Genomic DNA, 20,643 nt, shown 5'->3' with positions numbered 1-20,643 from the left:
TTATTTTCTCTTCATCGACAAAAAGAATTCGTCGTTGGTTTTGGTGTCTTTCAGTTTATCCAACAAAAACTCGATGGCCGGGGTGTCTTCCATACCGTGTAATAATTTGCGCAGTATCCACATTCTCTGCAACTCTTCCTCGTCCGTCAGGCGCTCTTCGCGGCGAGTACCGGAGCGGCGAATATTGATAGCGGGGTAAACCCGTTTTTCAGCTACCTTGCGGTCAAGGTGTAATTCCATATTGCCGGTGCCTTTAAATTCTTCGTAGATAACCTCGTCCATTTTTGAACCGGTATCAATCAGTGCCGTAGCAATAATGGTTAAGCTACCGCCTTCCTCAACATTACGGGCAGCACCAAAGAAGCGCTTGGGGCGCTCAAGGGCGTGGGCGTCTACACCACCGGTTAGTACTTTACCGGATGAAGGAATGATCGTGTTGTAGGCGCGGGCTAAACGGGTAATCGAATCTAACAGGATAACAACATCTTTCTTGTGCTCAACCAGGCGCTTGGCTTTTTCGATAACCATTTCGGCCACCTGGACGTGACGGGCTGGCGGCTCATCAAAGGTTGATGCCACCACTTCAGCGCGTACCGAGCGCTGCATTTCGGTGACTTCCTCCGGGCGCTCATCAATCAGTAGTACGATCATGTAGCACTCGGGGTTGTTGCGCACCATGCTTTGGGCAATATGCTGCAACATTAATGTCTTACCGGCTTTTGGCGGCGCTACGATCAAGCCCCGTGCACCTTTACCAATGGGAGAGGTCAGGTCGATGATACGACCGGTTAAATCTTCTGTGGAACCATTACCCACTTCCAGCACACAGCGCTCATCGGGAAATAGGGGGGTAAGGTTTTCAAACAGGACTTTATTCTTGGATTGTTCGGGCTGGGTGTAATTAACTTCACTGACTTTCAGTAGGGCAAAATAGCGCTCGCCGTCTTTAGGGGGCCGAATTTTGCCGGAAATCGTATCACCGGTACGCAGGTTAAAGCGGCGAATTTGGCTGGGTGAGACGTAAATATCGTCTGGGCCGGCTAAATAAGAGCAGTCGGCACTTCTAAGGAAACCAAAACCGTCCTGCAGAATCTCTAATACGCCATCACCGGAGATATCTTCGCCACTTTTGGCGTGCCGCTTCAGGATCGAGAAAATAATGTCCTGTTTACGCTGGCGGGCGATATTGTCGAGGCCAATTTCTTTGGCGATATCGAGCAATTCTTGGGTTGGCTTGGTTTTTAAGTCAGTTAGATTCATAAGATTATTGGAATTTTTCAAGTTACGAAAACTACAATGGAGTACGCGGACGCGTGTAGATTTTCGGGTATTTAAGGGATAGTTTTAGGTAGTTAAATTAAGGAAATAGGGTACTGGGGTGACGCAGAACGTGCAGTCGGGAGTGAATCTAACACTGAAAAGACAACGCGTCCAGCCCTGAATAGCACTTTTTTGCTATCAGGGCCGGATATAGACGCTTATAGGGCGCCTTCGATAAATTCACTGAGCTGAGTCTTGGATAGAGCACCGACTTTAGTGGCTTCAGCATTGCCATTTTTGAAGATCATTAACGTTGGAATACCCCGAATACCGAACTTGGGAGCTGTTTCAGTATTGGCATCAACGTCCATTTTGCAGACCTTAAGCTTGCCTTCATATTGTGCGGCAATTTCGGCAATAACGGGTGCAATCATCTTACAAGGGCCACACCATTCGGCCCAAAAGTCTACTAATACCGGTACATCGGCACCTAATACATCGGCTTCAAAACTTGCGTCTGTGACGTGAACGATACTGTCGCTCATGATTTTTTCTCCAAAACTATGAGGCTCGGGGGCCTGTGATATTCGCTACACTGAGCATTCTTATTAGTAACAACATTAATACAACACCGTGTCGTCTGTTGTATCGGGTGCGGTATAATACCATTGCGTGCTTAACAGACAAGGCTTGAACTGCTAATGCTGACCATAATAGGGGCGTAAAAGGTGAATTCAAGGTGGAGATGCTAGACCATTTGGTGCTTAGCTTATCCCTGATCTAACAAGTAGTACTGTTTGAGGGTAGTATAAATCCGTAACAGGGAACCTAACGGGTGGTATTGAGTCCACTCGCCATTGCTTATTCAGGCGCAGAAAATCTATGCAACGAAACATCCTATTGATTATCGTATTGTTGGCTATTGGCGGCTTTTTCTATTTTGATGCTGGCCAGTATCTCAGTCTGGATTTTTTTAATAGCCAGAAACAGGCCATTAGCGAATACCAGCAGGCCCACCCCCTGTTTGTGGCGCTGGTTTATTTTGTTATTTATGTAGCGGTGACGGCCTTTTCTCTACCGGGTGCTGCGGTTATGACTCTGGTAGGTGGCGCATTATTTGGTTTGGGCTGGGGCTTGCTGATTGTGTCGTTTGCTTCAACCATTGGCGCCAGTCTGGCGTTTTTGATTGCTCGCGGCCTGTTGCGTGATTGGGTGCAGCAGCGTTTTGCCAGTCATCTTACGGCGATTAACCAGGGGGTAGAAAAAGAGGGAGAGTTTTATCTCTTTACCTTGCGCCTGGTGCCGGTGTTTCCTTTCTTTGTAATCAACCTGGCAATGGCATTAACCCCTATTAGGCTTTGGCCGTTTTATTGGGTGAGCCAGATAGGGATGTTGGCTGGCACTGCAGTCTATGTAAACGCCGGTACGCAGTTGGCGCAGCTGGATAGCTTAAGCGGCATTTTATCGCCGGCTTTGCTGGGTTCATTTGTGCTGTTGGGTTTATTTCCATGGATTGCCAAGCTGATTGTTGCTGTGGTGAAACGGCGAAAAATTTGGTCTGACTACAAAAAGGCCGGTTTTAAAAAGCCCCGGCAATTTGATAACAACCTGTTAGTTATTGGTGCGGGTGCCGGTGGTTTGGTGTCTTCCTATATTGCGGCTACGGTTAAAGCCAAAGTTACCCTGATTGAAAAACATAAGATGGGGGGTGATTGTTTAAATACCGGCTGTGTGCCCAGTAAAGCCATTATTCGTTCCAGTCGAATCAATCATTACCTGCAGCGCGCCACGGATTACGGTTTGAAAAATGTATCCGGTGAAGTGGACTTTCCCGCGGTGATGGCCCGAGTAGAAAAAATTATTGCGACAATCGAACCCCATGACTCGGTTGAGCGCTATACCGAATTAGGTGTTCACTGTGTGCAGGGTGAGGCGAAGATTGTTTCTCCCTGGGAAGTGGAGGTTAATGGTGAAACACTCAGTGCCCGTAATATTGTGGTGGCAACCGGCGGCCGGCCAGCAGTGCCAGATATTCCCGGTATTGAAAGCTGTGATTATTTAACCTCAGATACCATTTGGAATATTCGTGAGCTGCCTAAACGCTTGGTGGTGGTTGGCGGTGGTCCCATTGGTTGTGAGCTGGCCCAGGCCTTGGTGCGCTTAGGCAGTGAAGTCACCATGGTGGTACGCAGCCAGTTAATACCCAAAGAAGATGCCGATGTGGCGGAACAGGTGATTAGGCAGTTTCAGCAAGATGGTATAAGAGTGTTAGAGCAAAGTGCCATTGTGGAGCTGCAGCAGGGCGATGAATGTAAAACCGTGGTGGTCTCGATTAATAGCAGCGATGAGATCCGTATTGACTGCGACCAGGTTTTATTGGCCATTGGCCGCCAGGCCAATACTGAGCATATTGGCCTTGAGAGTGTAGGTGTTGCCTGCAATGACAATGGTACAGTGGCCGTTGATCAGCATTTGAGAACCCGCTGTCCAACTATCTATGCCTGTGGCGATGTTGCAGGTCCTTACCAATTTACCCATGTTGCCTCGCACCAGGCTTGGTATGCGGCTGTTAATGCTTTGTTTGGCAGCTTTAAAAAATTCAAAGTCGATTATTCAGTCATCCCCTGGGTTACTTTTTCTGACCCTGAAGTGGCAAGAGTGGGGCTAAGCGAAAAAGAAGCCAAGGCAAAAGAAATTGCTTATGAAGTGACTAAGTACGGTATTGATGATCTGGATCGGGCGATTGCCGATAGTGAAGCCCATGGTTTTGTAAAAGTGTTGACCGTACCGGGTAAAGATAAGATCCTTGGCGTCACCATCGTTGGCTACCATGCCAGTGAGTTAATTGCAGAATATATTTTAGCTATGCGCCATGGGTTGGGATTAAATAAAATTATGGGAACGATTCATATCTATCCCACCTTAAGTGAAGCGAATAAATACGCTGCCGGTGAATGGAAAAAAGCCCATAAACCTGAAGGTTTATTGCGGTGGGTGGAAAAATTCCATACATGGCGTCGATGAAATAAACACCGTCATTTCTGTACTACAACGTCGTTCCCGCGAAGGCGGGGACCCAGCACTGTAGATTTCCGCCTTAGCGGAAATAACAGCATGAACATGCAGTCTGGATTCCCGCCTTCGCGGGAACGACACCAATTATGAGGAAAAACTATGTCCGTTGAAGCCAGTGTCAGTGAGCGTTATGCCGAAGGCGCCAATGAACGCCAGGAAGCACTTTGTTGCCCCGTTGATTACGATACCTCGCTATTAAAAATGTTGCCGCAGGAAATTATTGAAAGAGATTATGGCTGTGGTGATCCTTCCCGCTATGTTCAGGAGGGGGATGTGGTATTGGACTTGGGGTCCGGCGGTGGAAAAATTTGTTATATGGCCGCTCAGTTAGTGGGTGAAAAGGGGCATGTGATCGGTGTTGATATGACTGACGATATGTTGGCATTGGCCCGCAGTCATCAACAAACCATGGCAGAAAAGTTAGGTGGTGACAGAGTCACTTTTCATAAAGGTTATATTCAGGATTTAGGACTTAGTGTTGAATCGCTGGAAGCGAAATTAAAGGCCGAGCCGGTAGTCGATGCCGAACAGTTAAATTTACTGGATTCATGGAAGAAAAAGCAACGTAAAACTAATCCTATGGTTGCAGATAATACAGTGAGTTTGGTGATTTCAAACTGTGTTTTAAATCTGGTGGATAAAAGTAACCGCCAGCAAATGATCAGTGAAATTTTTAGGGTACTTAAACCTGGTGGCCGTGTGGCTATCTCCGATATTATTTCTGATGAGCATGTGCCTGAAAGTTTGCAACAAGATGAAACCCTATGGAGTGGTTGTATCTCTGGTGCCTTTGAGGAAAAAGAATTTCTACAGGCATTTCTTGATGCCGGTTTTGTTGCCGTAGGCTATGACAAATGGGATGACCAGCCCTGGCAGGTGGTCGAGGATATTGAATTCCGCTCAGTAACTTTGTTAGCCACAAAGCCCAGCAAAGAAAATCTATATGATGCGGGTGAAGCCGTATTATATCGCGGCCCCTATAGTGAAGTGTTTGATGATTTGGGTAATCGCTATCCAAGAGGCGAGCGTATTGCTGTCTCGCGCCGCACTTTTGACCTTATTAAAGATGGTCCCTATGCCAAAGATTTTGTTTGCATGTCACCGGCACAGGATATCAATCTGGGGTGTTTCTCGAAACCTGCCGGTACCTTGCGTGCTGCCAGTGAGACTAAGGGTGGGTTGCAAGTGGGTACGGGCACCAGCGAGGCTTGCTGTTAACGGCTGGCTGTGCCATTGTCTCGCCCCCTTGAACAATTTCAGATAGAGCCCCTGTGACTGATACCCGTTTTTCTGCCCTGAATTTACCGCCAGCCCAGCTCGATAACCTTGATCAACTGGGTTATCAAGCGATGACACCAATTCAACAACAAAGCCTACCGCTGGTTTTGGAGGGCAAGGATATTATCGCCCAAGCCAAAACCGGCAGTGGTAAAACCGCCGCTTTTGCCATTGCCATGCTGACCAAAATTAACCCCAGGGATTTTGGTGCGCAGTCCTTGGTGCTTTGCCCAACCCGTGAGCTTAGTACTCAGGTAGCCACAGAAATTCGCCGCCTGGCCCGCTATCGGCAAAATATTAAAGTGGTGGTCTTGTGCGGAGGTCAATCTATTGGCCCGCAAATCGGTTCGCTTGAGCATGGTGCGCATATTATTGTGGGTACGCCCGGGCGGATTAAAGATCATCTGCGTAAGAAAACGCTGAACCTGTCACGGGTCAACACTCTGGTGTTAGACGAAGCGGACCGAATGTTGGATATGGGTTTTTATGAGGATATGGAAACCATTATCAAGGAAACACCGTCACAGCGGCAGACGCTATTGTTTTCCGCAACCTACCCCAAAGAAATCAAAAAGCTTAGTGCCAGTTTCCAGCAGAATCCTATTGAGATTACGGTAGAGTCTATTCATAGCAGCAATCATATTCAGCAGCGATTATTTATTACCAGCAAATCTAATAAACTTGAGGGCTTGTTGGTATTGCTGGGGAATTACTCGGTAGGGTCCGCGGTAATTTTTTGTAATACGATAAAAGTGGTTAAAGACGTCTGCGAGTACTTACGCGAACAGGGATTGAGCGCCAAGGCCTTGCACGGTGATTTAGAGCAGCGTGACCGCGACCAGGTGCTGGTACAGTTTTCACACCGCAGTTGTTCCTTGTTGATTGCCACGGATGTTGCCGCACGAGGTCTGGATATTGATAATTTGGAGGCGGTGATAAATTTTGATCTGCCCCGTGATCCTGAAATTTATATTCACCGTATTGGTCGTACCGGCCGTGCAGGTAAAGAGGGCTTAGCGTTTAGCTTATTTTCCGATGCTGAAAAATACAAAGTGGAAGCTATAGCTGAGTACCAAAATCTTCCGTTGGATTTCGATGCCATTGACACTTTGGACCCCCATAAAGATGCCGTTGCCGAGCCGCCTATGGTCAGTCTGTGCATAGGCGGTGGCCGCAAAGAAAAAGTAAGGCCGGGTGATATCCTGGGCGCATTAACCGGTGATGCGGGCATTGAGGGTAAGACCGTGGGAAAAATTACCGTGCTTGATCACGTGGCTTATGTCGCTATAGATCGCGCAGTGGCAGGCCAGGCTTTGAAGCGCCTTGAAAAAGGAAAGATTAAAGGCCGTAAATTTAAGGTTCGCCAATTACGTTAGCTTTTGTTTAAGAGGCATCATCGGCTTCCAGTAAGGTCGTTAGTTCAAGGTATGACTTGTCGATGGAAAAATCGGTGGCAAATAAGGCACTCATTCTCTCGCTAAGGTCATTGATAATATCGCTAATACACTCCGATTGAAGTTGCGAAAATTCAACGCTTTGAGAAAACTGATCAAACTCCGCATTAAAGATTTTGACGGCCTCTTTGGCTTGGTCAATGATTTGCTTGTGCTGGCTTTCCATGGCACTAACCGAGCTTTTGGTGTTGTTAATAATCTTATTAAGCCGATTTTTTTGTTGCGTTACTTTTATTTGCAGCTCAATTTGCTTGGTGGCGGCATTGGCAGTCGAGAAAGCTTTGGCCAGGCGCTGCAAGTCTACGGGAGGGTTTTCGATGCTGACGCCCAGTATAATAACCCGACAATAATCCAGTGACAGAATGGCGCCGTCGGTGGTTTCAATCCAGCGCTCATCGCCGCTGGATTCGATGCCCAGTAATAATTTTTGAATTTTTTCTTCTACATGCTCGTGGGTGCCGCCCCAATAGGTCGTCAAGTTATTCCTGAGTAAAAAACAGATCTCGACATTAATGCCTTTGGCAAGATGGATAAGTTGTGTGGCGATATCTTCCGACTCGTTTAGCCCGGTGATGGAAGTCAGGCTATCCAGCAGCATCTGCCCAAACTCGTCGAGCTTGTTGTCTTTTTTGACTTCGGGTGTTTCTACCTCGGCGCCGGCTGTATGGATGATATTAATTTCTTCAGTGAGCTCATGGACTTTTTCACGCAGGCTTTCGGTCTCGGACTCCAATACGGCGGTGCACATTTCGGAATCGCGCAGTTCAATTTTCAGTTTGTCAATAATGTCACCAATCTCTTCGCTGGTGTCCACGCTCATTTTGGTCTGCTCGCTTGCCAGCCTTAAAATAATGCTGCGTTTTTCGCTGTTGCTAAGCCTGAGTTCTTCAAGCTGGTGTTTGGCACCGTTATATTTCTCCATTAAGTCTTCCAGTACATCCCTCAGTCTTGCAATCTCATTCTGGTCGAAGTGGTCCTGGGGTGCGGTGTTTTTATCTCGGGTAAGAATGGCGTGCTGACTGTTGGCGTTTTCAAGCTGCTGGATTTTAGTCTGGGCTTGCTGGTACATGTTTTCAGCATTATCCAGCTCACCTTTGAGGTTTGCGATCAGGCTGGATTCGTCCTCAATATTGCTACGTAATTTGTTGGCTGTATCGCAGCCGGCCTGTGACTGGTCTAGCTTTTCGGTAAGTTCTATCACCAGTTTATTGCGTTTTATCAGGCTTTGTTGCAGTGACTGCAGTTTATCCTTTAGTGCTTGGTGTTCGCCGGCATCAACCAGTTCGATGGTGTGATCACTGCTTGTTTTTGATAGAGGCTTTGAAATTGATTCTGGTAGGGCTGTAACTATTTTATTTTCCAACACTCTTATTCGATTGATTTTACTCTTTAATACAAAAAGCAGGATGGCAATCAAGGCTATTAGAACAAAATATATCTCCAGAACCATGTAAAAAACGCCGCTATTCATTTCCATGATTAGTTTCCTTAACAGACCGGGACGTGATTTGTTTTTACTTGTGATTATTTTTTGTACTTAGACAATAGTTGAAGAAACGCTAATTGACAATTAGCGTATGGGTCATAAAGATTGCGGGGAGATGGCCTTGAGCAAGGTTTGATTTGAGACAAAAATGCTACGCATTAATCAGGCTAAAAGATTTTTCCATATCGGCAGCGATTGGTTTATTTTATTGAACCGCTATAGTGTATTTTGCAGACTTTCCAGTTCGTCATTGAGTTCCAGCCACGTTTCTTCCTGCTGCGCTTTTTCCTGTGAGACGGTGGCCTGGTCCTGTAGTAGTGCTTGCAGTTTGTCTTTATGCTCTGCTTCATACAGTGCATTGTCGCCTAGTGATGCTTCTATTTCGCTCAGGCGCACATCCGTTTTAGTCATCTGCTTTTCAATTTTTTTAATAGCATTGGTAATCGGGTTCAGTTTTTTCCTGATTTCTGCCGCTAGCTGCCGCTGTTCTTTTTTGTTGCCAGCTTTGTCGTCAGGGCCATCATCTTTGTTGTTGGCTGATTTTTTTTGCGTCATTAGCCAGCGGCTATAGTCATCGAGGTCGCCTTCAAATAAGTCCGCCTTGCCATCGGCGACCAGTAAAAATTGGTCCACTGTATTGCGCAGCAAGTGGCGGTCGTGTGATACGACAATAACGGCACCGGCAAAAGCTTGCAGAGCAACGGTTAAAGCGTGGCACATTTCCAGGTCAAGATGATTGGTGGGTTCGTCTAATAACAATAAGTTTGGTTTTTGCCACACCACAATGGCCAATGCTAAACGGGCTTTTTCACCACCGGAAAAATGCCGTATTGGCTCCATAGCCATATCACCATGAAAATTAAAACCGCCGAGGAAATTACGGATTTCCTGTTCGCGAGCTTTGGGGCTTATGCGTTGTAAATGCAGGGCAGGGCTGGCATCCAAATCCAGTGCTTCTAACTGGTGCTGGCTAAAATAACCCAGTTGTAAGTTTTCACCTTCAGTAAAATCTCCCGACAACAAAGCAATTTCGTTGGCCAGGGATTTAATCATGGTGGATTTACCCGCGCCATTGGCTCCCAGTAAACCGATACGGCTGCCGGGGTGGATGCTGAGATTGACTTCTTTAACGATGATGGTGTCGCCATAACCCAAATGAGCGTGGCTTAAATTTAATAAGGGATCTGAGAATTTTCCGGGTTCGGGAAAACTAAAATCAAAGGGAGAGTCGATATGGGCCGGTGCGATATCTTCCATCCGTGCCAATTCTTTTAAGCGACTCTGGGCCTGCTTGGCTTTGGTAGCCTTGGCGCGAAAGCGGCGTACGAAATCGTTGATTTCTGCTTTGCGTACTTGTTGTTTTTCATAGTTGGCTTGCTGTTGCGCCAGGCGTTCGGCCCGTTGGCGCTCAAAGGCAGAGTAGTTACCTTTATAGGTGTTCAAGCGTTTGTGCTCAATATGAACAATACCTTCGCAGACGCTATCGATAAAATCCCGGTCGTGGGAAATTAATAACAGGCTGCCTTGGTAGCGTTGCAGCCATTGTTCAAGCCAAAGCTCCGCATCGAGATCAAGGTGGTTAGTCGGTTCATCTAGCAGCAATAAGTCAGAGGAACTCATTAACGCCTGTGCCAGATTTAAGCGAATACGCCAACCACCAGAAAAACTATTGGCGGATTTATTGATATCGCGGAGCTGGAAACCCAGCCCCAGCATAAGCTGCTCGGCCCGCACTTTGGCGTTATAGCCATCGATGGTATCCAGCTGCTCATGCAATATCGCCAGTTTTTCATGGTTGTCGCTTTGCTCGGCCTGTTGCATCTCAGCTTCAATCGCGCGCAGTTGCTGGTCGCCATCAATAATATAGTCCAGTGCATTGCGTTCACTGGTGGCCACTTCCTGGGCCATATGAGCTATACGCCATTGCTGGGGGATGGAGGCGGTGCCATCATCGGCGCTAAGCTGGCCCAGCAATAATTGAAACAGGCTGGATTTTCCGGTGCCATTGGCCCCGATTAGCGCTATTTTCTGGCCGGGGTGAAAAACAGCACTCGCCTGCTCTAGCAAGAACTTGCTGCCCCGTTGTAAGCTTATCTCTTCCAGTGTAATCATGGCGCGCATTGTACTGGAAATGATGAACTGACAGTACGGAAAGTAAGGAATTTACTATGCAAGACAATCCATTATGGCAATACTCCCTGGCGGTCTACAACCGGCCAGGGGTAGAGTCGTTGATGATCATGCTGCAAGATAGCTATCAGGCGGATGTCAATATGTTGCTGTGTTGTGGTTGGTTGGGCCGCGAGGGCCAACAGCTCAGTCTTGATAGTATGCGGTTACTCGTTGATGTTTCAATGCCGTGGCAACAGCATTGCGTACAGCCCCTGCGAGCTGTGCGGCGCTTTCTTAAAGGCAAAGAGGATGAAGCCTTTCGCGATCAGGTTAAAGCTCTGGAGATTGCAGCAGAGCAGCGGCAGCAGGCAATGATATACCAGCAATTACAGTCGCTTAACTTACTAACGGCTGACCCTGCTACTGCGGTTGGGGAAAACTTGAGTCTCTATGGCACGTTGTTAAACCCGGCTAATCAACATGGCTTATCACAGAGTCTTGCGGATTTGGTTGAGCTGATGCGGAGCTGAGTTAAAAATCAAACAGGCTACGAATGGCTGGGCCATCACCCTCTTTGGCATTTTCTTTCCTGACTTCTTCTTCAAGCTTTTCCATCGGGTCTTCAGCCAGGCTTTGTTCAACCCGATGAATGACCTTTTTCACAGGGGGTACTACTTTAGGCGCCGGTTTTTCTATCGGAGTTGCTACTTTCAGCTCGGCTTTGACTTCTTCCAGCGTTGAGGGTTCTTTAGGTTTTTGTGCCCGCTTCCCGGGCTTGATTGCCGCTTTTGCTTTTTTGGGAGCTGCTGCCGGTTTTACTGGCTTTTTCGCTGTGGCTTTAGCTTTCGGTGCAGCTTTTTTGGGAGTTGCTTTTTTTGCCGATGCCTTCTTGGGGGCAACCTTTTTCTTGGCTACTGTCTTTTTAGCCGGTGCCTTTTTAGCGGGTGCTTTCTTGGCCGCTGTCTTTTTCGGTGCAGCCTTCTTCGCTACTGCCTTTTTAGGCGCGGCTTTTTTGGCGGCGGCCTTCTTCGGCGCAGCCTTTTTTGAGGTCGCTTTCTTTGAGGTCACTTTCTTTGAGGTCGCTTTTTTAGGGGCTGCTTTCTTGGCTGCTGCCTTTTTAGGGGCTGCTTTTTTCTTGGGGGCTGCCTTTTTGGCCGCGGCTTTTTTGGGGGCGGCCTTGGCTTTGGTGGCTGTCTTTTTAGCGGTGGTCTTAGCCGGAGCCTTTTTAACAGGTGCTTTTTTAGCCGGAGTTTTCTTTTTGGTAGCTGCTTTTTTGGCCGGAGCTTTCTTATTTTTAGTTGCCATAGGTCATAACCCTTTGTATTCCCTCATATTTATTTAGTATAGACGATATAACCCGGTCGTCTAGATAGGCCTTTTATATAGCTCCTATCGAAGTATTAAAGGACATTATAGTCGTGATTTTGTGGAAATGTGGCTTTGCCCTGATTAGATAAGGCACAGTCTAGACAGGTTCTAATTTATGGTCGACTATATTTGTACTTTGAAGACTTTTTAAGCCTGATTTAAGGTGGCTCCAGGTGATCAATTATTGATCATTGAGGGTGATCAATACCACTTAACAACAAACACAAGGGATCTAACGATGAGCTTTAAGATGAAGTTTACGCTGGTGTTATTTGTATTACTGACGCTGGGTTTACCGCTACTGATGACGGGCCCGGATGGACGGCCACTGATGAGCCTGGACGATTGGGTTCCCGATACTAGTCAACTACCGGCTCTACCTGAGTCTGCACCAACCACCCTTTCAGCCAGTTCTGGCAAAATGTATAAGTGGCAGGATGAAAAGGGCCGCTGGCATTTTTCCTATCAAAAACCTGCGGCTATGACCCGGGTCAGTGTGGAGGAGTTACCCGAGGTAGAAAACGTGATAGAAGCCCCTGTTAATAAGGGGGATAACAGTAGTAGTATACGTTTCCCCGGCGGCTTTAATCTTGGACAGTAAGTGCCCGCTTTTTCAATCAGGACTTTAATCCAGAAACAGGAATCACAATGAAACGACAATTATTACTCGCCGCTGCCATCAGCACGGCATTGATCGGTTGCAACCAGCAAGCCGCTGAACCTGCAGCAGAAGCCGCCGGCCTTGATACCCCGGAAAAACGTATTAGCTATGGTATGGGCATTGGTCTTGGGCAGCGCCTCAAACAAGAAACTTTTACAATCGATGTTGATACGTTTGCGCAAGGTGTTACAGATGCGGTTAACGGCGGTGAGCAGCTGATGACCCAGGAAGAGATTATGGCTGAGATGCAGGCTTTCCAGCAGCAGCAAATGGCAGCACAACAGGAAGCCGCCAGTAAACTGGGTGAAGAAAATCTGGCAGCCGGTGAAGCCTATCTGGCGGAGAACGGTGGCAAAGAAGGTGTAACAACTACAGAAAGTGGTTTGCAGTATGAAGTGATTACCGCCGGTGAAGGCGCCAAGCCATCGGCTGCTGATACGGTTGAAGTGCACTATGCCGGTACCTTGTTGGACGGCACTGAATTTGATAGTTCTTACAAGCGCGGCCAGACCGTTAGCTTCCCACTAAACGGTGTTATCCCCGGTTGGACTGAAGGTTTGCAATTAATGCCTGTTGGCTCCAAGTATCGCTTTGTGATTCCATCGAATTTGGCCTACGGCCCTGGTGGTACTGGTGGTGGTCCTATTGGCCCTAATGCAACTTTGATTTTTGAAGTTGAGTTGGTGGCGATTAAGAATGCTGCTGCGGAAGGTTAAGTTTTTATTTTTACATCATCCGCCATCCCCACAAAAGAACGTCATTCCCCCCTTCGCGGGAATGACGAAAGTGTTACTTCAGCAAATGGGTAAATCCATTAGAGGCCACCACATAATACTGCCCTTTTTTTCCGCTAAAACTTACCGCAGTAATAGCCGCGCTGGTTGGCTTCCAGAGATCTCTTTTCGGAACCGTCCATCGCTTTAATTCCTTTAAGGTTTTAGCATCCCACAATTGCACCAGGCGATCGGAATTACCGGTCAGTAATTGTTTGCCATCATTAGAAAAGCGGGCACTGGTAAAAGCCTGTCCGCGCTTTATGGCAGTAGCCCGAAGAGGTAGCTGGCCAATGGCTTTGCCGGAAACGGTATCCCAGATTACTGCTTTATCATATTTGGCAACGCTAAAAGCCCGGCTGCCATCCGGTGAAATAGCTACGGTGACTACCTCATCTTTATGCTGCCAGCTAAATAACTCTTCGCCGCTATTCACATTCCATAACTTGGCGGTTTGATCTTCCGAGCCGGTAATAGCCAGTTCGCCATTATTGCTGAGTTCAACACTACGAACTCGATCCTGATGATAAAAAGTGCGCTGAATACCACCACGCTTAACATCGAACAGTACTGCACTGTAATCCTCCAGTCCGAGCAGGGCATAGTTACCATTGGGGGTGAGGTCCAAATCCATGACTTCGTTGGGGGCGGTCCAAAAGGTCAGGGCTTTGCCGGAGGTAGTATCCCATAGCACCATGGTTTGATGGTCCGCTGTCAGGGCAAATAAGCCCTCGGGGGAAAAGCCGCTGGCTATGATATTGCTGTACTTGCCCTGTTTGTGGTTCCAGTCAAACAGGCGTTCGTGTTTACCGTTAGCCCATAGGCTACCGCCGTGGATAATGGAGCCGATAATACTGAGTGTGCCATCCTCGGAGAGAGTGGCGCTATAGCTGCCTTTAGCGGCGTTTTCCCAGCTTTTATCCGGGCCGCTATCACAGGCGGTTAGCAATGTTAGTAGGCAAAGGAGTGTGGCGTATTTAATGGTGCTAATGGTATTCACCCTAATGGTAGCTGGGAAAAGGTATGGGTCCACTCATTGTTATAGCTTACGTGGAGGAAAACCCCAAAATCTCTGTAGTGTTTATCGGACTGTAGGACAGAAACTGGATGGCCAGACAATCAACTGTTGTAGAGTTATGGCATGGGAAGGGTTTGCAGTTGAGCGCAGCTTAAGCAACCGCTTCGCGGTGAGATTCGTGCATGGTGTCGATAAGGCGGTCTTCCATTTCAAAGCGGGAGGCCAGGGTTTCACCCAATTTGGACAGGCTTTTAGGTAAAGTCATCAAGCCGCTTTCGGTGCTGGCGTCGCGATCATTAAAGTCCATAGCGATTTTAGTGGTCAGGGTGATTTGTGGCATCAGGTCGCTGGCGATATCGGCGCTGCCATCGGCAAAGGCTTCGGCTTCACGGATGAGTTCGTAGTAGATCTCAAAGTGACCGGCGGACATATAGTCGACCAATTGTTGGCAAAACTGCTGCAAGCGATTATTTGAAGGGTCGGCGTCTGCTTTTAATTCATGAACCCCACTCAGTGCGCAAAACTGTATGATGATCGACTGGCGTTCTTCTAACCAGCGTGTCACCAGATTATTAACTCCAGCCCAGCGTTCTTCGATAGTGCAATTGTCCAGCATGATGTTAGTCCTGTTTTATCATCTGATTTTTAAGTGATTACCTTTTTGATTAGGTTGTTCTATGGCTGGTTGTTTTTTGACTCGTCAACTCAAGCCTCCGGCCCCTTTCAATATAATGGTCTGAACATAATAGTTTCAATATAAGTGAGGTTTGCTTTAAGAACAAGCTTTAAGCTGAGGAAACTATTAGAAAAAATACTTTTTTTAAAAATAATTGCGCTGATGTATTAAGCGGGGAGCGTTTATTAAATCAGGTTTACCACGACAGGGATCAAGGCCGCACTAAAGGCACCTGTTAGACACATTGCCAAGCTGGAGAAAGCACCGGCGGTGGCATTCATTTCAAAAGCTCTGGCGGTACCCATGCCGTGGGCGGTAATGCCTAAACAAAACCCCCAGATTTGCGGGTCAGTGATATTCAGCAGGCGAAACACAATCGGTGCCAAACACATGGCAGACACTGCAGTTAAGGCTACACAGCCTGCGGCCAGCGTTGCCAGGCCGCCAATTTCATTGGCCAGGTCAATAGCGATGGGGGTGGTGACTGATTTGGGTGCAAGGGATAACATGGTGACTTCGCTAGCGCCCAGTGAGTAGGCGATGACCACGGCCGACCCGGCGGCAAAGATGGCTCCAAAGGCGCAGGTTAGTAACATGGGTATTGCCATTTTACGGATCAGGTGTAGTTGCTGATACAAGGGTACCGCCAGTGCGACCGTAGCGGGGCCTAGCCAAAACATTAACAGGTCATTGGCTTGCAGATAGTCTTGATAGTCAATATCTAATCTGGGTAGTAATAATGCGACCAGGCTGGCGCCAGTGACCGTAGGGTGCAATAGAGGAAATTCGTTAAGGCGGCGATAGAGGGTATTGCCCAGCTGAAACGCAGCAAGGCTTAAGGTGAGTGCAAATAATGGACTATTGAGAAGCGCTTGATCCATCACGATTTGGAACCCCGCTTACGGGCTAAGAATGTCATCAACAGGCCGTTAAAGATCAGTGATAGCAAAGAGCCGATTACCACCGCGGCAATAATCGCCGGCCATTGATTGCTGTACTGCGAACCAAGAAAAAATAAACCGGTGGCGGCAGGTAAAAACATTAGCCCTAACATTGGGATTAGGGTGCGGCTGGATTTGGCAATGGCTTCAGGAATACCCTGATAGAGCATCAGGCCAATAAACAGGATAAACATACCCAGCACCGGGCCGGGCAAGCTAAGCTCAAGCCAGGCTTTAATCGCTTCGCCAGCACATTGGCAAACTAATAAAACTAGCAGACCGTTAATTAGCGACATGGCTCAATTCTCAACGTTTTAGTTTTTACTTTTAGTTTTTACTTTTAGTTTTTAACTACGACGACGCAGTAGTTGCCAGATAAACACAACGGCATAGCCGGTAAAGCAAATCAGCGACCACTCTCCCATACTGAAGCCAATAAAGGACCATACGACTTCGGCGCAATTGCCATCGCCGCGGATCATGGTCATCAGGGTCTCACTGAGTGGGAAGGTTTCCAGCATATATCCCAGGCTTGGACCGCAGGCCGGGACTTGGTCCGGTGGCAGGTGTTGCAGCCAGACCTGCCGGCCTGCGGTAGCCATACCGCCAAAGGCGCTGAACAGAGCCAGGATGCTATAAAGTTTATATTTTGTTGGGTGGAATAACGCTATCAGGGCAAATAGGGCGATCAACACATAAAAGAACCGCTGGGTCATACACAGGGGGCAGGGCTCCAGAAAAAGATAATATTGGGTATAAAGTGCATAGGACATCAGGCCGATAACACTGAGAACCATCATTAGGTTGGTTTGTCTGATGTTGGGTAGGGTCATACGCTTTATCTCTGCTTTTTATCGTTAAAGACAGCGGTTATTGGTTTAGGCGGCTACATTAGGGCAAAGCCGTTCCCGACTCAAGCGGCAAACTGCACAAGAACAGCTAAAATTAGCCATAAGATTGTTAAATACCGGAGTTTATAGAATGCGTTTCCCTTTGCTAGCCCTGTTGCTGTCCCTGAGTTTTTTACCTGGCCCGTCATTGGCGCAGGGTGAGAAGGCTGGAGGTGAGAGAAGGGCTGCTGTTGGTGGTTCAACCAGTTATTTGGACCTTAAGCCAGCTTTTATTGTGAATTACGGTGGCGCCGGTAAGTTGCGCTATTTAAAAGCCGATGTTGCCCTGCGTTTAGGCGGTGGCTCTGCCGGTCAAAGCCAGATTCGCCACCATATGCCTTATATCCGCCATACTATTGTGATGCGTTTAAGCCGTGCTACTGAAGAGGAGTTGTCCTCAATGGAGGGTAGGGAGTTGCTGCGTCAGGATGTATTGGAAGAGACGCGGAATATGTTGATCAAGGAAGAAGGGCAGCAGTTTGTGGATGATTTGTTGTTTAGCTCGTTTATTGTGCAGCGGTAATGGTAGCTAAGGTGAAGGCATCACTATGTTAAATCACTGTACTGCCGATAATAATCGGCTAAATATTTATCAAAGCTGATAGTGTCGGCAGCTTCAATTTCAGCTTGCTGTTGTTTTGAGAGTTCTGTTTTTTGCAGAAAATAATCCAGGTCTTCGCCGGTTAAGGGACGGCTGCAAAAATCATTGCCATGTTGTTCAGCTAAATCCATGGCAAAACGGAAAAAAGGTTGTTGCTGCTTTTCCATGTCCGCAAGAATAGCTGCAGAGGGTGTTAATGATGCATCATCGATTTTTTCTCGCTGTTGCTGGCATACGCGCTGATAATCATCGCCGCCATATGCAGTGTCGAGTTGCGCGGCAATCTTATCAACACCGTCCAGTAGTTTGTTTGCCCAGTCGTTAAGGCTGCGATCACCAGTGCGGGCTTTGAGTTGTAAATTGGGTTCGCGGCCGCGGTTAACAACAGCTTTTAAATTATAATTAATCAGTTCGCGGTCGTCGTCGTCACACAAGGGGCTGCGTTCAAATAGGCAGTACAATAAAAAGCAATCAATAAAACGAATTTGGTCAGCATCAATACCCAGCGGTAAATAAGGGTTTACATCAATGCAACGCACTTCGATATATTCAACGCCTCGTTCCTTTAAAGCGCCTATCGGTGTTTCGCCAGATTGAGTAACACGCTTGGGGCGAATGGGGCTATAAAACTCATTTTCGATTTGCAATAAAGCATCGGAGAGTTGACGATAATCACCATCGACTTTGATGCCGATTTTTTCATAATCGGGGTGGGTATTGGTGATGGCCCGGCGCAGAGTATCAATATAATTATCAATACTGTTATAACAAATTTTCAGGTTTTCCTGGGCGTTGCTTTGATAGCCAAGGTCACCCATACGCAAGGCAGTGCCGTAAGGTAAATAAACGGTGCCATTATCCAGCTCTTCTAAATTGTGACCGCTGTTGCCTCGTAAAAAGCTTTTACACACAGCGGGGGAGGCGCCATAACAATAAATTAGCAGCCAGGAAAAACGGCGGAAGTTTCGAATTAATTTAAAATAGGATTCGGTTTTATAATCTTGTAAGGAACGTTTGTCATAGTCTTGCTTTTGTAACGACGCCCACAAATCATCCGGTAAAGAAAAATTATAGTGAATACCGGAAATGGTTTGCATCAAGCGGCCATAGCGATTACCCAAACCTTTGCGGTATGCCGTTTTCATGGTGGCAACATTGGAGCTGCCATATTGCGCAACGGGAATATTATCATCCCCTTCCAAAATACAGGGCATGCTGGCAGTCCACAATAACTCACCATCGAGATTGGGGTAAGTAAAGCGATGCACCTTATCCAGACATTCGAGACTCTCGTCAATATCGCTAAACACCGGAGTAATAAACTCAAGCAAGGCTTCAGAAAAATCGGTAGTGATATGGGGGTGAGTCAGTGCCGAGCCCAGGGCTTGTGGGTGCGGGGTTTGCGCCAGTTTACCGTTATTGCAGATCCGTAAACTTTCTTTTTCAATACCGCGTTGTAGGCCAGTCAACAGATGTGAATGTTCAGGGTTGGCTATTAGCTCTAGCCGTTCTGTTAGTTGATCAGGCAAAATGCATACTCCGCTTTGGCGTCTGGCTTAACAAGGGTAAAGAACACTGTATTGTTAGGGCGGCAGTTTACTGGTGGGGCGAATGGGGTACAAGGGTTAACATCAGTAAAGATAGTGTTTTATGGGGGTAGATGGCTAGTGAGTTTAATCAAGCATTGCTGCGATTAATTTTTTCCAGCCAATAATGTCGGTATTTTCAGCGTCATAAAGCTCAAAGCCGACATTGAAGTGCTCTCCGGCAGGTTTAACCCATTTTGTTTCGCCTACCAGGTAGAGTGTTTCATCATCGCCAAACTCAGCGCAAAGGCGAAGGATGGCCCCAATAGCAACCTCCTGGTCTATCTCTACCTGAAGCCCATTGGCCGACAAGTCAAGACTGTTGCAAATAATAATATTGGCGGGAGATGTGTTGTCGAATGACGCTGAGCATACCTCGATAAAAATTTTGGTTTTTTCGTCAATGCGCGTTTCACTACGGCGATCATCACTCATGGTTATTTCCTTGTTATTCGGGGTAGGCCATATCCAGCTGTGCTAAAGCGCTTTTGATGGCGGGTTTGTTAAAGCCCTGAATCACTTGGTCGCCTATTACTATAACCGGCACGCCCCTGCCACTAATGCGTTGATATTCTTCATAAGCCCTGGCGGATTTTTCTACATCGTATTCTGTATAAGGGATATTGGCCTGCCTAAAAAAACGCCGCGCTTTACGGCAGTAAGGGCACCAGCTGGTTGAGTACATCACTACATCTTCGTCCTTGAGTGATTGATTGCTGATGGGGTTTAAAGCCAGGTCTATTCGCCACCAGTTTTGAAAAACAAAAAACAGGACAACAGCAATGAAGACAGGTAAAAGATTTTTGGCTTTGTTGTTCATAAAAGAGTGCTGTTAGGATGATACAAGTTCAGCCTGTTTCTTAAACAGCTCACCGGAGCCAGCGCCGCAGGCAATAATCGTTCTTAGTGCTTCATCGACTTTGATGTTGGGCAAAAGTTCCACCTGTTCCGGGGGTAGGTGATAAATCATGCCTGAGGTCGGGTTGGGGCCGGTGGGCACAAATACGCTGTACCAGCCGTTGTCATGGGTGCTGGTAACAATCACGGTGGCTTCGGTGGCGATGGTGGGGCCAAATAGTTTGGCTCTGGCAACTTCGCCACGGCTAAAGGGGGAGTTGGCATTGCTGCCGAGAAATTGATGAATGATATCCCGTACCAGGTTATACCCCGGTGCAAATTTAGCCAGTACTTGATCAAAGCGTGCGTGCAGCCATTTGCCCGCGCTGGTTGAGACGATATTACCGACAATAAAGCAGGCAAGCAGTATAAGTATAATCACTAACAGGTCGACTACTACTTCGGGTGCATTGGTATGGCGGGCGATGGGAGTGGCCAGGGGTTGAATAATTTCTGTAACGGTATAGAAGGCCCAGCGGATGGCAAAAAATAAAATAACTGCAGGAGATATCACCAGCAGGCCGCCAATCACGGATTGTTTGATAAAGTGGTTAATAGGTTTCATGT

General features: G+C 47.3%; 21 protein-coding genes. 7 read left to right on the top strand and 14 right to left on the bottom strand.

Features of this window, described 5'->3' with window-relative positions; all coding sequences use genetic code 11:
- Complete coding sequence (gene rho, locus P8H32_RS03175; RefSeq protein WP_297291687.1) at positions 1–1,260, bottom strand: transcription termination factor Rho; 1,260 nt, start codon at positions 1,258–1,260, stop codon at positions 1–3.
- A 218-nt stretch (positions 1,261–1,478) separates the two neighbouring features.
- Positions 1,479–1,805 carry a thioredoxin TrxA gene (gene trxA / locus P8H32_RS03170; protein WP_301088446.1) on the bottom strand — a complete coding sequence of 109 codons (327 nt, stop codon included), beginning with the start codon at positions 1,803–1,805 and terminating at the stop codon, positions 1,479–1,481.
- A gap of 337 nt (positions 1,806–2,142) precedes the next feature.
- On the opposite strand from trxA, the gene P8H32_RS03165 reads away from it, so the two are divergent.
- The 3 genes from P8H32_RS03165 (at position 2,143) to dbpA (ending at position 6,989) form a co-directional block, all read left to right on the top strand.
- Entirely contained in the window at positions 2,143–4,284 is a 2,142-nt protein-coding gene (locus P8H32_RS03165) for an FAD-dependent oxidoreductase (protein WP_301088445.1), read from the top strand.
- Between the two features lie 150 nt (positions 4,285–4,434).
- Positions 4,435–5,553: a methyltransferase domain-containing protein gene (locus P8H32_RS03160; protein WP_297291684.1), complete on the top strand. Its 1,119-nt coding sequence runs from the start codon at positions 4,435–4,437 to the stop codon at positions 5,551–5,553.
- Between the two features lie 53 nt (positions 5,554–5,606).
- Positions 5,607–6,989 carry an ATP-dependent RNA helicase DbpA gene (gene dbpA / locus P8H32_RS03155; RefSeq protein ID WP_297291683.1) on the top strand — a complete coding sequence of 461 codons (1,383 nt, stop codon included), beginning with the start codon at positions 5,607–5,609 and terminating at the stop codon, positions 6,987–6,989.
- Positions 6,990–6,996: 7 nt separating this feature from the next.
- Here the strand turns inward: dbpA and P8H32_RS03150 are convergent, their stop codons facing one another.
- Both P8H32_RS03150 and P8H32_RS03145 read right to left on the bottom strand, forming a co-directional pair.
- On the bottom strand, positions 6,997–8,544 hold the full coding sequence (locus P8H32_RS03150) for a hypothetical protein (RefSeq protein WP_301088444.1): 1,548 nt from the start codon (positions 8,542–8,544) through the stop codon (positions 6,997–6,999).
- A gap of 225 nt (positions 8,545–8,769) precedes the next feature.
- A complete protein-coding gene (locus P8H32_RS03145; protein WP_301088443.1) occupies positions 8,770–10,665 on the bottom strand; it encodes an ATP-binding cassette domain-containing protein in 1,896 nt (631 codons plus the stop codon).
- 56 nt (positions 10,666–10,721) lie between these two features.
- Here P8H32_RS03145 and P8H32_RS03140 point away from each other — a divergent pair, with 56 nt between their 5' ends.
- Complete coding sequence (locus P8H32_RS03140) at positions 10,722–11,195, top strand: TIGR02444 family protein (RefSeq protein ID WP_297291681.1); 474 nt, start codon at positions 10,722–10,724, stop codon at positions 11,193–11,195.
- A gap of 1 nt (position 11,196) precedes the next feature.
- Here P8H32_RS03140 and P8H32_RS03135 read toward each other — a convergent pair whose 3' ends face one another.
- Positions 11,197–11,970: a hypothetical protein gene (locus P8H32_RS03135; protein ID WP_301088442.1), complete on the bottom strand. Its 774-nt coding sequence runs from the start codon at positions 11,968–11,970 to the stop codon at positions 11,197–11,199.
- Positions 11,971–12,271: 301 nt separating this feature from the next.
- On the opposite strand from P8H32_RS03135, the gene P8H32_RS03130 reads away from it, so the two are divergent.
- Both P8H32_RS03130 and P8H32_RS03125 read left to right on the top strand, forming a co-directional pair.
- Positions 12,272–12,634, top strand: a complete 363-nt coding sequence (locus tag P8H32_RS03130; protein ID WP_297291678.1) for a DUF4124 domain-containing protein — start codon at positions 12,272–12,274, stop codon at positions 12,632–12,634.
- A 47-nt stretch (positions 12,635–12,681) separates the two neighbouring features.
- Entirely contained in the window at positions 12,682–13,410 is a 729-nt protein-coding gene (locus P8H32_RS03125) for an FKBP-type peptidyl-prolyl cis-trans isomerase (protein WP_297291677.1), read from the top strand.
- 73 nt (positions 13,411–13,483) lie between these two features.
- On the opposite strand, the gene P8H32_RS03120 is transcribed toward P8H32_RS03125, so the two are convergent.
- The 5 genes from P8H32_RS03120 to P8H32_RS03100 form a co-directional block, all read right to left on the bottom strand.
- A complete protein-coding gene (locus P8H32_RS03120) occupies positions 13,484–14,467 on the bottom strand; it encodes a hypothetical protein (RefSeq protein ID WP_301088441.1) in 984 nt (327 codons plus the stop codon).
- Positions 14,468–14,636: 169 nt separating this feature from the next.
- Complete coding sequence (gene rsd / locus P8H32_RS03115; RefSeq protein WP_297291675.1) at positions 14,637–15,101, bottom strand: sigma D regulator; 465 nt, start codon at positions 15,099–15,101, stop codon at positions 14,637–14,639.
- A gap of 245 nt (positions 15,102–15,346) precedes the next feature.
- Positions 15,347–16,042, bottom strand: a complete 696-nt coding sequence (locus P8H32_RS03110) for an LrgB family protein (RefSeq protein ID WP_301088440.1) — start codon at positions 16,040–16,042, stop codon at positions 15,347–15,349.
- A complete protein-coding gene (locus P8H32_RS03105; RefSeq protein WP_301088439.1) occupies positions 16,042–16,398 on the bottom strand; it encodes a CidA/LrgA family protein in 357 nt (118 codons plus the stop codon). The genes P8H32_RS03110 and P8H32_RS03105 overlap by 1 nt, the downstream gene beginning before the upstream one ends.
- 51 nt (positions 16,399–16,449) lie before the next feature.
- Positions 16,450–16,935 (bottom strand): disulfide bond formation protein B, encoded by a 486-nt coding sequence (locus P8H32_RS03100; RefSeq protein ID WP_301088438.1) that lies wholly within the window; start codon positions 16,933–16,935, stop codon positions 16,450–16,452.
- 148 nt (positions 16,936–17,083) lie between these two features.
- Here P8H32_RS03100 and P8H32_RS03095 point away from each other — a divergent pair, with 148 nt between their 5' ends.
- The gene (locus P8H32_RS03095; RefSeq protein ID WP_297291671.1) at positions 17,084–17,515 is read left to right on the top strand and encodes a flagellar basal body-associated FliL family protein; all 432 of its coding nucleotides are present in this window, start codon (positions 17,084–17,086) and stop codon (positions 17,513–17,515) included.
- A 23-nt stretch (positions 17,516–17,538) separates the two neighbouring features.
- Here the strand turns inward: P8H32_RS03095 and gshA are convergent, their stop codons facing one another.
- The 4 genes from gshA to P8H32_RS03075 all read right to left on the bottom strand — a co-directional run bounded on the left by gshA (position 17,539) and on the right by P8H32_RS03075 (position 20,641).
- Entirely contained in the window at positions 17,539–19,122 is a 1,584-nt protein-coding gene (gene gshA, locus P8H32_RS03090; RefSeq protein WP_301088437.1) for a glutamate--cysteine ligase, read from the bottom strand.
- Positions 19,123–19,266: 144 nt separating this feature from the next.
- Entirely contained in the window at positions 19,267–19,614 is a 348-nt protein-coding gene (locus P8H32_RS03085) for a PilZ domain-containing protein (RefSeq protein ID WP_301088436.1), read from the bottom strand.
- Positions 19,615–19,627: 13 nt separating this feature from the next.
- A complete protein-coding gene (locus tag P8H32_RS03080; protein WP_301088435.1) occupies positions 19,628–19,999 on the bottom strand; it encodes a glutaredoxin family protein in 372 nt (123 codons plus the stop codon).
- A gap of 12 nt (positions 20,000–20,011) precedes the next feature.
- Positions 20,012–20,641 carry a DUF502 domain-containing protein gene (locus P8H32_RS03075; RefSeq protein ID WP_301088434.1) on the bottom strand — a complete coding sequence of 210 codons (630 nt, stop codon included), beginning with the start codon at positions 20,639–20,641 and terminating at the stop codon, positions 20,012–20,014.
- Between the last annotated feature and the right edge of the window lie 2 nt (positions 20,642–20,643).

The organism is Oceanicoccus sp. (genome assembly GCF_029238675.1).
GTDB lineage: Bacteria > Pseudomonadota > Gammaproteobacteria > Pseudomonadales > Dasaniaceae > Oceanicoccus.
Note: the sequence above shows the minus strand (reverse complement) of the source record. Positions and strands in the feature narration are given on the sequence as shown.

What these genes read in the sequence shown, in the direction of transcription:
- P8H32_RS03075 (WP_301088434.1), bottom strand. Translation starts at nt 20,641, where the DNA reads ATGAAACCTATTAACCACTTTATCAAACAATCCGTGATTGGCGGCCTG.
- P8H32_RS03085 (WP_301088436.1), bottom strand. Translation starts at nt 19,614, where the DNA reads ATGAGTGATGATCGCCGTAGTGAAACGCGCATTGACGAAAAAACCAAA.
- P8H32_RS03080 (WP_301088435.1), bottom strand. Translation starts at nt 19,999, where the DNA reads ATGAACAACAAAGCCAAAAATCTTTTACCTGTCTTCATTGCTGTTGTC.
- P8H32_RS03125 (WP_297291677.1), top strand. Translation starts at nt 12,682, where the DNA reads ATGAAACGACAATTATTACTCGCCGCTGCCATCAGCACGGCATTGATC.
- P8H32_RS03110 (WP_301088440.1), bottom strand. Translation starts at nt 16,042, where the DNA reads ATGGATCAAGCGCTTCTCAATAGTCCATTATTTGCACTCACCTTAAGC.
- P8H32_RS03135 (WP_301088442.1), bottom strand. Translation starts at nt 11,970, where the DNA reads ATGGCAACTAAAAATAAGAAAGCTCCGGCCAAAAAAGCAGCTACCAAA.
- rho (WP_297291687.1), bottom strand. Translation starts at nt 1,260, where the DNA reads ATGAATCTAACTGACTTAAAAACCAAGCCAACCCAAGAATTGCTCGAT.
- P8H32_RS03145 (WP_301088443.1), bottom strand. Translation starts at nt 10,665, where the DNA reads ATGATTACACTGGAAGAGATAAGCTTACAACGGGGCAGCAAGTTCTTG.
- rsd (WP_297291675.1), bottom strand. Translation starts at nt 15,101, where the DNA reads ATGCTGGACAATTGCACTATCGAAGAACGCTGGGCTGGAGTTAATAAT.
- P8H32_RS03095 (WP_297291671.1), top strand. Translation starts at nt 17,084, where the DNA reads ATGCGTTTCCCTTTGCTAGCCCTGTTGCTGTCCCTGAGTTTTTTACCT.
- P8H32_RS03105 (WP_301088439.1), bottom strand. Translation starts at nt 16,398, where the DNA reads ATGTCGCTAATTAACGGTCTGCTAGTTTTATTAGTTTGCCAATGTGCT.
- P8H32_RS03160 (WP_297291684.1), top strand. Translation starts at nt 4,435, where the DNA reads ATGTCCGTTGAAGCCAGTGTCAGTGAGCGTTATGCCGAAGGCGCCAAT.
- P8H32_RS03100 (WP_301088438.1), bottom strand. Translation starts at nt 16,935, where the DNA reads ATGACCCTACCCAACATCAGACAAACCAACCTAATGATGGTTCTCAGT.
- P8H32_RS03130 (WP_297291678.1), top strand. Translation starts at nt 12,272, where the DNA reads ATGAGCTTTAAGATGAAGTTTACGCTGGTGTTATTTGTATTACTGACG.
- trxA (WP_301088446.1), bottom strand. Translation starts at nt 1,805, where the DNA reads ATGAGCGACAGTATCGTTCACGTCACAGACGCAAGTTTTGAAGCCGAT.
- P8H32_RS03165 (WP_301088445.1), top strand. Translation starts at nt 2,143, where the DNA reads ATGCAACGAAACATCCTATTGATTATCGTATTGTTGGCTATTGGCGGC.
- P8H32_RS03140 (WP_297291681.1), top strand. Translation starts at nt 10,722, where the DNA reads ATGCAAGACAATCCATTATGGCAATACTCCCTGGCGGTCTACAACCGG.
- P8H32_RS03150 (WP_301088444.1), bottom strand. Translation starts at nt 8,544, where the DNA reads ATGGAAATGAATAGCGGCGTTTTTTACATGGTTCTGGAGATATATTTT.